At 59.0% G+C, this 11,176-nt stretch carries 5 protein-coding genes; 3 read left to right on the forward strand and 2 right to left on the reverse strand.

Going from position 1 to position 11,176, the window contains the following annotated elements; genetic code table 11:
- Positions 1-63 precede the first annotated feature (63 nt).
- Positions 64-7,053, reverse strand: coding sequence for an NEL-type E3 ubiquitin ligase domain-containing protein (locus tag HNR03_RS18635; RefSeq protein WP_259155086.1), 6,990 nt, complete (start codon positions 7,051-7,053; stop codon positions 64-66).
- Positions 7,054-7,192: 139 nt separating this feature from the next.
- Here HNR03_RS18635 and HNR03_RS18640 point away from each other — a divergent pair, with 139 nt between their 5' ends.
- Positions 7,193-7,411, forward strand: a complete 219-nt coding sequence (locus HNR03_RS18640; RefSeq protein ID WP_222586421.1) for a DUF2970 domain-containing protein — start codon at positions 7,193-7,195, stop codon at positions 7,409-7,411.
- On the opposite strand, the gene HNR03_RS18645 is transcribed toward HNR03_RS18640, so the two are convergent.
- Positions 7,408-8,481: an ABC transporter substrate-binding protein gene (locus HNR03_RS18645; RefSeq protein WP_259155087.1), complete on the reverse strand. Its 1,074-nt coding sequence runs from the start codon at positions 8,479-8,481 to the stop codon at positions 7,408-7,410. The genes HNR03_RS18640 and HNR03_RS18645 overlap by 4 nt on opposite strands.
- 525 nt (positions 8,482-9,006) lie before the next feature.
- Here HNR03_RS18645 and HNR03_RS18650 point away from each other — a divergent pair.
- Together HNR03_RS18650 and HNR03_RS18655 are read left to right on the forward strand one after the other, a co-directional pair.
- Positions 9,007-10,665: a nitrite/sulfite reductase gene (locus HNR03_RS18650; protein ID WP_259155088.1), complete on the forward strand. Its 1,659-nt coding sequence runs from the start codon at positions 9,007-9,009 to the stop codon at positions 10,663-10,665.
- The gene (locus tag HNR03_RS18655) at positions 10,649-11,143 is read left to right on the forward strand and encodes a DUF934 domain-containing protein (protein ID WP_090183422.1); all 495 of its coding nucleotides are present in this window, start codon (positions 10,649-10,651) and stop codon (positions 11,141-11,143) included. The genes HNR03_RS18650 and HNR03_RS18655 overlap by 17 nt, the downstream gene beginning before the upstream one ends.
- The last annotated feature ends 33 nt before the right edge of the window (positions 11,144-11,176 follow it).

An 11,176-nucleotide genomic window follows, 5' to 3' on the forward strand; every position in this document is an offset into this window, starting at 1 on the left:
TTGATCCGAGGCCCTGTGCTCTGGAGGCAGATGTGCTGACTCCAGAGCCTTGCCGGCTGACGATCAGGCCTGTGCGCCCAACACGGCTATCTCACGCTCGCTGAGTGTGGTCAGCAATTGCAGGCGGTTGGCTTTATTCACGGTATCCAGGGCGTCCATCTCCTGTAGGTAGGCCGTATTGAGCTCCGGGTACTTATCCTCCAGCTTACCGACCTTGTCCTGGAAACCCTGCTGCACCCTGGTAAATTCCCCAGGGTATTTCTCCTCCAGATAGTCTCGCCAGTATTTACGCGCGGTCAGCTGTTCGATGAACACGGGCGTCTTTTCCTTGGCGATGATCAATGCGTACGCTTCGTCCAGATCCGCTGGCGCCACCTGCGCCAGGTTCTCATACACCATGCCTTTGGGCTGGCTGGGCAATTCAAGACGCTGAGCCAGACCGATTCGATAGGCCAGGCGAATCTCGGCGGGATCGATAGCAGGCCTGAGCTTGATACGCGTTTTGGCTACCTCTTCGACCTGCGCCAGGCGGAACAGGTTTCTCGACAGTTTCAGCAGCTCGCGACCTTTGTGTTCGGGGGCAATGGCCTTCAAGGCATTGAACTCATAGACCTCGATTTCCAGCTCGTTGAACAACAATATCCGACCGTCACCACAGGTCGCGCGATTCCTCAATGCCTTCGACAAAACCATCAACCGTTCGCTCAGCGCTTGATCGCCATAAGCGGCTTCAAGGACACGCCAGACGCGCTGCGTGAGATCCAGTCGATCGGCGACAAAGTCCCGGGTGTGCTGAAGTTGCGAGAGAATGTATGAACAGTCCTGGGTGGTGTCCTGCTCCATCAAGGCATTCCACATCAGGTGTTTTTCCGAGTCTGCCGCCACGCCGGAAAACCACCGCGCTTTTTCTACCTCCGGCGTCTCAAGGTCGGGATGATCCTCCAAGTCAGAGCTCTCGGAACCGTCGACCGATGCAGGCCCGTAGCCCTCGAGCAGTCGCTCAATCTCTTGCGCGGTGAAACCCAAGCCACGGCCAGTTTCCTCCAGGTACTCCTGCAGTCGTAACATTTCATCCAGTCCCAGATTGACGTTGTCGGTCAAGTTGGTGCCAGCCATCAAGGTTGCGTGCCCAGGCAAAAAGGCATCGGGAGGAATTATCTCTAACTGGTTGCCACTCAGGTTGAGGGTTGTCAACGCCGGCGCTTCCAACACACCCTCCGGCCATTCCCAAAGATTGTTGTTGCTCAGATTCAGTCCCTGCAACTGGTCAAGGTCGGTGACATCGAAGCTGGCGAAGCGGTTCTCGCTCAAGTCCAGCCATTGCAAATGCCTCAGCGAGCGCAACTGGCGCGACAACTCATCACTGGCACGCAGATCGTTATACGTGGCGCTCAACCGGGTGAGGTATTCACATTGCCCCACAGCCTCGGGCAAGGTGCCCAGGCCGTTGCGATTGAGCGTCAGGCTACGCAACCGCGGAAACGAACGCAGGAACGCATCCGAACTTTCCGTGAGCCCGACACCGCTCAGGTCCAACGCACCGACCTGCTCGAACGTGACCGGCAAGGCCGGCAAGTCGCCGATGATCAGGCCGGTAAAATCAAGCACAGCGTCGGTCGGTGCTCCCTCGGCCGCGGGAACATCTCGCAAGGTGGCTCGCCAGCACTCCAGAAGCTGGTCAGCCGCCCGGCGGCGGTCTACCGCGCTGACCCAACCCTGGCGACTGCGAACGGCCGGAACATCGATCCAGTCATTCAAGTGCTTGATCAATTGCGTCTGCTGTTGCTGCCACTGGATCAGTCGGGCTTCAATTTCCAGAGCCGTCATGCCCTTGGCAAGCCATGCGTCGATCCGTTCAACGGCTTGCGCATCAACCAGCTGAGGATCAAGACGCTGCAGCCTGGCGGCGGAGGTCTGGGGCAAATCACCTTCGCCAGGTTCCAGGTGCAAAGGCAATAAAAGGTCCGGGTGTTCCGATACTTCATCCGGAAAGAACTCCGGATCGCCGCCGGTTCGTCCGGCGGACAGGTGCGCTGATGCAATATCCATCGGGTTGCGGGAGGCCGTGCGTTGCGCGTATGCCCGCACCGCCGTCACCGCTTGCGGGCTCAGCCGGCAACCTTGCAGCGAGGTCCCCGCCAACAGCTGATCATGCCCGGTCAGGGCCGCTGCCGGGATGTCTGTAATGGCGCTGTGATTCAAGGCCAGACGGCGCAGGTTGGGCAACGACAACACGCCTTCGGGCCAACTGCTGATATGGGTATGACTCAAATCCAGGCTCTGCAGGCTGGTCATCGAACCGACCTCAAGAGCGTCGACGCGGTTGTACGCCAGGTTCAGCGTTTTCAAGTGGGTCAAACGGTTCAACCGTGCTTGCGCTGACGCCGTGTTTCTCATCTGATTGAATGAGAGGTTCAATTCGCTGAGTTCCCCGAGCGAATCAATGGCCTGCGGCAGTCCAATCAGTTGGTTGGAGCTGAGGTTGAGGGACCGCAGTTGGGGAAATCCTTTCAGAAACTCATTGACCTGCACGGTCGAAAGCCCGCTGCCAGTGAGGACCAGGCTGCGCACATGAGGAAACACCGTATCGCCGAGCACGGGTAAATCACCCAGCGGCCCAAACCCTGTGAGGTCCAGCACTTCGTTCACTGCGTCGTCTTGCCACCATGACGGACCCGCCACAGGCTCCGCGGGGAAGTACCGGGCACGCAGCCCCTTGCGAGCGCATTTGCCAATTCTTTCAGCAATCAGCTCACGGTGCGCGACCTCCATTTGCCGGCCATCGACCCGCACAACCCTGCCCTTCCAGGCGTCCAATGACTCAGTCAATGCCAGATGCTGCTCGTGCAGTGCATCTACCTTTTCCAGTAATGCCCGACCCGATAGCCCGTCGCGACTGAAACGCGCCATTGCGTCTGATGCAAAGGTGTAATCATTGGGTGCCAGCTTCCACAAACGTCCTGCACAGTACTGGGCAATCATTTGCGGCTCGTTGACCAGATGCGCCGGGTTTTCATGCACATAATCATAGGCCTTCAAGAAAGCTTGCGGTTCCAGGGCCGCCCAATCCAGCTGCAGGCAACGCCATATCGACTCCCGCCCACTGAACAGCTCGTCAGGCAGCGATTTGATCGGCATTCGCTGTAGATCGAGGGTTTCCAGCCTGTTCAGGCCCGACACCCCGGTTGGCCACTCGGCCAAATCCCCCGCGAGCCTCAAAGACCGCAAATTCGTCAGCGTGCCGAAGTCCATTACGCCCATATCGCCCCTGAGCGACAGCTGCTCCAGCTGCGTCATTCCCTGTAACGCCTGCACCAACTGCGGCGCAAAGGTCTGCGATGCGCCATCAACGGTGAGCTCGGTAATCTCGGCCAATTCAGGCAGTTTTTCCGCCAGAGCCGACATACCCTGCACATCCACGGTGAGATCCAGCTTTTTGATCTTTGGAAACCGCTGAAGCAGTTCATTGCCCGAGTCACCGATTAGCTGCCCAGTGTCCAGTTGCACATTACGCACATGGGTGAAGTCGGCATCCCACTCGGGCAACGTGTCAGTACCGCTTAAATTCAGATCAAAAGCCGGCTCCAGTCCTCGGTAAAGTCCATAGCGCCAACACTGGATCAACCGATCGGCGATCACTCGGCGAGACTGCCCACCAGCAGGGGCCGGCACGACAGCGTCGACCCAGGTGTTCAATGCGGTTTCCAATGCGTCGAATTCCCGTTGACGGTTGTTCAACAGATTGAACACTTGCTGGTCGGTGTCCCCCGCGCTCAGGCGGTTTCTGACGAACTGGCTGGCTTGCGCATCGGAAATGTTCGGGTAAAGGTCGCGGACCCTGGAGACCAATGCAGCATCATGAAAACCGACGCCACGACCACTGGCCAGGTAACCCAGGCGGCCATTGGGCAAACGCAGCGATGGCCCGGCGCCATTCAACGGGCGCTGTTTCAAGATCAACGCCATGTCGTTGCGATGAGTGCTGGCATGGTTCGCCAGTTTTCTTTGCAGGGCCTGGCCCTGATGACCTTCCAGGGTCGCCTTTGTCACGTTGGGCAAGAACTCCAGCAGCGATTCATAGAAATTGCGGCCATGGGCGGGGATGTTGTTGAGAGGCCTGCCCTGGGCGTCGTATGCGCGAAAATAGCCGTCGCCCTTGACCAGGTAATTGCGAATCGTCGCACTGCCGCCGCCAACGCTGTCCAGTAATGGGCCCTTGATCGAGCCGGAACGCAGCTCCACGCGCATATCCATCGACCAACCGGGCAATTGCTCCAGGCTGTGCAACGCCAGGCGATCGCTGGCCACGGACGCCATGCTCTCCAGGTGCAAACCGCAGAGCGCCCGGTTTAGAGCGCCCTGCTGTAAATGGACACGAATTTCTTGCGCCTGGCGCAAGGGTATTTTTGTGCTGTTGCGCAATTGGGCCAGCTCGGCGGCACTGGCATTGCCCAGCACCTGTCGCGCACCCTCCGGCGACAATGTAGGGAAACTGCGTTGCAGTCGTTGAAGATCGGCATTCGTCGTCTGCTGGCCAGCGAGCAATCGGTCGACCAGCGACTTTTTGCTATCCAGGGCGCGGTTGGCCAGGCTGTCCCTGAACATCTGCACGCGGTTCGCGCCTTGTTGCACGCTGCGTGCGCCGAGTACCCGGGTGATTTGTGGCTCGTCAAGCGCCCCTAATATACGTTCCGGCAATTTTCCGGCCTGCACTTCGGATCGAGTGATCTTGATCGTGGGCTTTACATTGTTGCTTGCCGACACTGAACCGAAGCGCTGCGACGCCCCCCAGGGTTCCGGTCCCTCGAAGACTTCCAGAACCTCATCGACGGGCCAGTCCGGCAGCCCGACAGCCAGCGGTACGACAGCCTCGCCAGCACCACCCAGGTCACCGCCGTTGCGGATCTGATCAATCAACTGCTGCACTTGTTGATCAGCCTTGAACGATCTGATGGTCTCGGCCAATTGCGGCGGCGGTGGCTGGAGATCGATGTGCATCTGGCGCAACGCATCATCGCTGACCCCGCTGGCCTCGGCAATTTGCTGTAGCTGCGCATCAGAAAAAACGTCCATCTGCGGCCCGATTCTGCGCAACAACGTTGGGCGATCCCACTCCAGCGGCCGTTCAAGGGTGTGCTGCCAGGCGCCGAGCTGGTTATGCCGCAAGATCGGTTGATAGGCCTGGGGATCGCTGGGGTGCTGGATCCGCCATTTTTTCAGCGCCGGGTCGAAGCTTTTTTCGTAGACGTTCCCCTCGTATCGAATACAGGTCTTGTCCCCGACCTTGTACTGCCCCAATGCATTCGGCTCGAGCCGCTCCACAGACACACTGCTCTTGTAGGGGGCAAGGTCGGGACTCCACAAACGCGGCTCACCAAAAGGCGTGGTGATCCTGGTCATCCTGCTGACAAACCGCGTGTTGATGATCGGCGGCGCCTTGCTGGCTACCGCGCCCAACACGGCCATGAAGGCTACGTTTTGCGCCACTGACGTGAGATGGCTCCAGGCCTCCTCGGCGTCACCCTCTTTCCACGCCTCCACCCCTTGGTAAACCTCACAGGTCAGTTGCACGGCGGCGACGGCGAGCATGACCTCACCCAGTCCCGGCACGAAAAAGGCTGCCACGTTCAAGACGTTCAACCCCCCTTCGGCATAGTGCTGGAGTCGCGTCATCCAGGCTTCGTGGTCAACCTCGGCGGTGGGTATGGCCAACAACCTGGCATTGGACTTCATCCTGGCCAGATGAAACTCATAACGGGCTGCAAACACTTCGCCATCAATGAAGGTTTCATCCATGCCCAGGTCGACATTCTCGTTCCACACCTCGACATACATGCCATTGAGGAATGCGCCCGGCGCATAGGGTGGACCGGGATAAACCGGAGCCGGGTCCCATTTCTGGACCTTGAGCTGGCGCTTGAGCCGGTGGAAAAAACGACCGGCCTCATCTTGCGCGACAAAGCCGGCAAAGAACCGCTGGTAACTGACGGAACGCAGCTTGATCGCCAGGTCACGGGCAAACTCGCGGCCGGAGGCATACGCCTTGAGGGGGCTGATGGGATCGCCTGGAATGTAGACGATGACTCGTGAATCAGGCACCAGTTTGGCCAGTTCGGGTGTGAACGGCAGAAGAAAGAGCCAGGGATTTTGCAGGGTCGCTCTGACTTTGCGCGATGCAGCGCCAATAATCAGCACGTCATTCAATTTCGAGCCAAACACCTCCAGCCGACTGTGGAGGACTGACTCGCCGTCGAGTCGTTCCTGCGAGGCACCGTCGAGCATTGCCAACACCGTGACATGGTCTGCGGTGTCAATGTCCGACCTCATCAGAGCGATATGCGCCTGCACGCGCATCCGTTGCTTGTCCGCCGCAATCGTCTGCTGGCGTACCGTCGCAGCCTTGTCGGGCGCATCGAATACCGCAGTCAGATGGTCCTGATACTGCTTGCCCACGTCCAGTTCCCGGCACAGGCTGGCGAACGCCGCGGGCTTGATCGACAACTTGTCACGGAGGCTGTAGCGCACCTTCGCAAACGGATACTGGGTGCGTTCGTCGTAAAGATGCTGCTCCAGTGCCCCCACCGGCGCCAGCGCGCTGGTCTCCTGCAGGGCAATGCCGTCGAAAGGCTCATTTTCTTCGAAGTTTCGCAGCGCCGCTTGCAACAATGACTGCTCTTCGGCCAGGTTGGGCGAACGCATATGAAACAGCGCCGTATTGACGACATCTGGCGCCTGACCGAATTTTTTCTGCAACGCATCCGTCAGCAATGGCTTGGCGAATTCGGTGATGCCTTTGAAATCCTTGAGAGTCGTGGCCAACGCCTGGTTGGAAGCGTTGCTCTGTGCCTGACTGTCGAGCAAGGCCTGGCGCAATGCCTGCGACGCCTTGGCATACAGCTCAGGGTAAGTGCCGATGAATCGCTGGGCGGGATTGCGCGCCTGCGTCATGGCCTGGAGATGGGAGGTCGTCAGGTGACGCGTCCAGTCGGGAAGGCGGCTCTTGATAAATGGGACGTGAATCCCGGGTTCTGTGGGCGTCGAAGGGTCCGGCATGATGTTGCTCCTGATGCTCGATTGAGAGTGCATCAGGACATCACAGCCATCCGGCGGTATGGCGGTACATATTTATAGGGGGGAAATGGGCAGGTTGTTTGGCTATGCTTATAGCTCACACAGGCATGGCGAGGGATTTATGGACGACCCGGTCGACAACAAGCCACCAACGTTCTGGCAGATGCTGCACAGTGTCATGGCCGCGGCGTTCGGGGTGCAGAGCGGAAAGAATCGGGCCCGGGACTTTACCCATGGCAAGCCCAGTCATTTCGTGATTCTGGGGATATTGTTCACGGCAGTGTTTGCGCTGACGCTGTACGGCATCGTGCAGTTGGTGTTGCACCTGGCCGGGGTTTAGCGCATCAGGGTTTGCAGGCTGAACGGGTATCGATAAGACGATGGCCTTCCTTTGGCGGACAATCGGCGGAAATCCACGCCGTAGTTTGGCGATGCTCCCATGTCCAGCATTCGCCGGGCCTGTGCCTTGTCGATAATCTGCAGCAACGGGATTCGCCGGTCTCGGCCACCGTAATGACTCAAATCCACGCCCTGATCCATATCGTGCAACTCCACCAGCGCCCAGCCCCCCAAGGTGAAGTGCCCGCCCAGCAAAACGCTCAGGCGCCCGTCGACCTTCGCCTGCAATGCAGCCGGCGAGGTGTTGATCGCGCCGAACAATGCATCCTTGCCGGGCACGCCGCCCGTTTCCGAATACGCCTGCATGGCGCCGAAAGCCATTTCATCATTGGCCGACCACACCAGCGACACCTTCGGATAACGTCGCAACAGCAACTTCGCCTGCTCATAGGCCCGTTCCCGGGTCCAGCCGCCGTACACCAGTTGACGCAAGCGCACTTCAGGATGTTCGGCCAGGGCGCGCATCATGCCTTGCTCGCGCAGTTGCGATGACGGAGTGATTTTCAGGCCGGAGAACGCCAGCAACTCGATGACCTGGCCGGGCGCCACGGGCGGATGCTGGCGAATCAGCTCCTTGAACATCAGGTAACCGCCCTCCTCGTCGTTCGGCACCAGGCTGCCCAATCGATCAGCGCGCTCGCCCAGCAGGCTCATTTGATTGGCCGTCAACGACGCGTTGACCATAAACAGCTTCACGCCACTGCCTTCGGCCAGACGCAGGATTTGCGGGGCGACGTACTGTTCGTTGACGAAAACCAGATAGTCCGGGCGATCCGGGCCTTGCAGCGCCAGGCGAGCTTGCGCCACCGTGAGCTCCGGCATGCGCTGGGCATAGAGAATCCGCAGGTCAATGCCCAGATCCTTGGCGGCCGCCTGCATGAATTGCGAATAGCTGATCCAGAAAGCTTCCTCAGTCGTTCCGGGATTGAGGAACAACACCGATTCCCCACGCGCGACAGGGCCGTAAACTGCGCCCATCATCAGCAGGAAGGTGTAGAAAAACTTCAACATTGATCGCCCGAGCCCCCGGAAATTGCGCCGCGCATTATAGCCAGCGAAATTCCGGAAAACGGCGTTTATTGCGCTAATTGTCCGACAATCGTCGGAACAGGGCCCGGGCGAGGTCGATTATTGATGACTGACCCAGAATACCGCGGTGCCCACGACCAGAATGATCAAAAACAGAATCGCCCAAGCATCGACCGTGCTATCGGGTTTTGTCGCTTTCGTTGGGTTGCTCATTGCATCGCCTCTTGTCGGTTTTATCGGTGATTGCATAAAGACTCGATCACAGTAAAGACGACGATTGCCCGCACGACAAATACGGGTTTACCCATAACAATTCTCGTTAGTCGTTTTGGTTCTTTACATATACTCAAACATCACTTTTGCGCATAACTGCAAACTGGTATCTTGCCCCGGCTCCGTAGGGAGTGCGCGGCCGTGCGCGCAGAATTGCCGAGGCACTATCGGATACTTCAGCAAGCGAAAAACGCAACTGGATCCGACCGGCCCAAGCCTGAGAACAGGACTTATATGTACGTATACGACGAGTACGATCAGCGGATCATCGAGGACCGCGTCAAGCAGTTCCGTGATCAGACCCGACGCTATCTGGCAGGCGAGCTGAGCGAAGAAGAATTCCGCCCTCTGCGCCTGCAAAACGGGCTTTATATCCAACGCTTCGCGCCGATGTTGCGAGTGGCGGTGCCTTACGGCCAACTGACTTCGCGCCAAGTGCGAATGATGGCCAAGATTGCCCGCGACTACGACAAGGGCTATGCCCACATCAGTACCCGGCAGAACGTGCAGTTCAACTGGCCGGCGCTGGAAGACATTCCGGACATCCTCGCCGAACTGGCCACCGTGCAGATGCACGCGATCCAGACCAGCGGCAACTGCCTGCGCAACGTCACCACCGACCAGTTCGCCGGTGTCGCTGCCGATGAGCTGATCGATCCGCGCCCATGGTGCGAGATCGTTCGTCAGTGGACGACGTTCCACCCGGAATTCGCCTACCTGCCGCGCAAGTTCAAGATCGCCATCAACGGTTCGACCTCCGACCGTGCCGCCATCGAAGTCCATGACATCGGCCTTGAGCCGGTGCACAACGCCGCTGGCGAACTGGGCTTCCGGGTGCTGGTCGGTGGTGGCCTTGGCCGTACGCCGGTGGTGGGCGCGTTCATCAATGAATTCCTGCCGTGGCAAGACCTGTTGAGTTACCTCGACGCGATCCTGCGTGTCTACAACCGCTATGGCCGTCGCGACAACAAGTACAAGGCGCGGATCAAGATTCTGGTCAAGGCCCTGACGCCTGAAGTCTTCGCGCAAAAAGTCGATGCGGAAATGGAACACCTTCGCGGTGGCCAGACCACGTTGACCGAATCCGAAGTGCATCGCGTCGCCAAACACTTCGTCGATCCGGACTATAAGGCGCTGGACAACCAGACCGCCGAACTGGCCGAGCTCGACAAGCAACACCCGGGCTTCGCGCGCTGGCGCACTCGCAACACCCTGGCGCACAAAAAGCCGGGTTATGTGGCGGTGACCCTGTCCCTGAAGCCGACCGGCGTTGCACCGGGCGACATCACCGACAAGCAGCTCGACGCGGTAGCCGACCTGGCCGACCGTTACAGCTTCGGTCAACTGCGCACCTCCCACGAGCAGAACATCATTCTGGCCGACGTCGAGCAGTCCCAACTGTTCGCGATGTGGGGCGAGTTGCGCGAGCAAGGTTTCGCCACGCCGAACATCGGCTTGCTGACTGACATCATCTGCTGCCCTGGTGGTGATTTCTGCTCGCTGGCCAACGCCAAATCGATCCCGATTGCCGAATCGATCCAGCGCCGCTTCGAAGACCTGGACTACCTGTTCGACATCGGCGAGCTGGACCTGAACATCTCCGGTTGCATGAACGCTTGCGGTCACCACCACGTGGGCCACATCGGCATCCTCGGGGTGGACAAGAAAGGCGAAGAGTTCTACCAGGTCTCCCTGGGCGGCAGCGCAAGTCGCGACGCCAGCCTGGGCAAGATCCTCGGCCCGTCTTTCGCCCAGGAAGCCATGCCTGACGTGATCGAGAAACTGATCGACGTGTACATCGAACAACGTACCGAAGACGAGCGTTTCATCGACACCTATCAGCGTATTGGCATCGACCTCTTCAAGGAGCGCGTCTATGCAGCGAATAATTAAGAACAACGAGGTCGTCGACGAAACCTGGCACCTGTTGCCCAAGGACTTCAACATCGACGAGATCAGCAACTGCGACGACCTGATCGTCCCGCTGAGCCTGTGGCGCGAACACGGCCGTATGCTCAAGGCTCGCGATGGCGGCCTGGGTGTGTGGCTGGATGCCGACGAGGAAGCGGAAGAAATCGGTGAAGACGTGGCGAATTTCCAGGTCATCGCCCTGAACTTCCCGGCCTTCACCGATGGCCGCAACTACTCCAACGCCCGCCTGCTGCGAGACCGCTATGGTTTCAAAGGCGAACTGCGGGCGATTGGCGACGTGCTGCGTGACCAGTTGTTCTACATGCACCGCTGCGGCTTCGACGCGTTCGCCATTCGCGCCGATAAAGACCCGTATGAAGCCCTCGAAGGTCTCAAGGACTTCTCGGTGACTTATCAGGCCGCCACTGACGAACCGCTGCCGCTGTTCCGTCGCCGCTGATCGTCAAACCTTGAACCCCTTTCGGGGTTCAAG

This window comes from Pseudomonas sp. JAI111 (genome assembly GCF_024809425.1).
Lineage (GTDB): Bacteria > Pseudomonadota > Gammaproteobacteria > Pseudomonadales > Pseudomonadaceae > Aquipseudomonas.

What these genes read in the sequence shown, in the direction of transcription:
- HNR03_RS18635 (WP_259155086.1), bottom strand. Translation starts at nt 7,053, where the DNA reads ATGCCGGACCCTTCGACGCCCACAGAACCCGGGATTCACGTCCCATTT.
- HNR03_RS18640 (WP_222586421.1), top strand. Translation starts at nt 7,193, where the DNA reads ATGGACGACCCGGTCGACAACAAGCCACCAACGTTCTGGCAGATGCTG.
- HNR03_RS18645 (WP_259155087.1), bottom strand. Translation starts at nt 8,481, where the DNA reads ATGTTGAAGTTTTTCTACACCTTCCTGCTGATGATGGGCGCAGTTTAC.
- HNR03_RS18650 (WP_259155088.1), top strand. Translation starts at nt 9,007, where the DNA reads ATGTACGTATACGACGAGTACGATCAGCGGATCATCGAGGACCGCGTC.
- HNR03_RS18655 (WP_090183422.1), top strand. Translation starts at nt 10,649, where the DNA reads ATGCAGCGAATAATTAAGAACAACGAGGTCGTCGACGAAACCTGGCAC.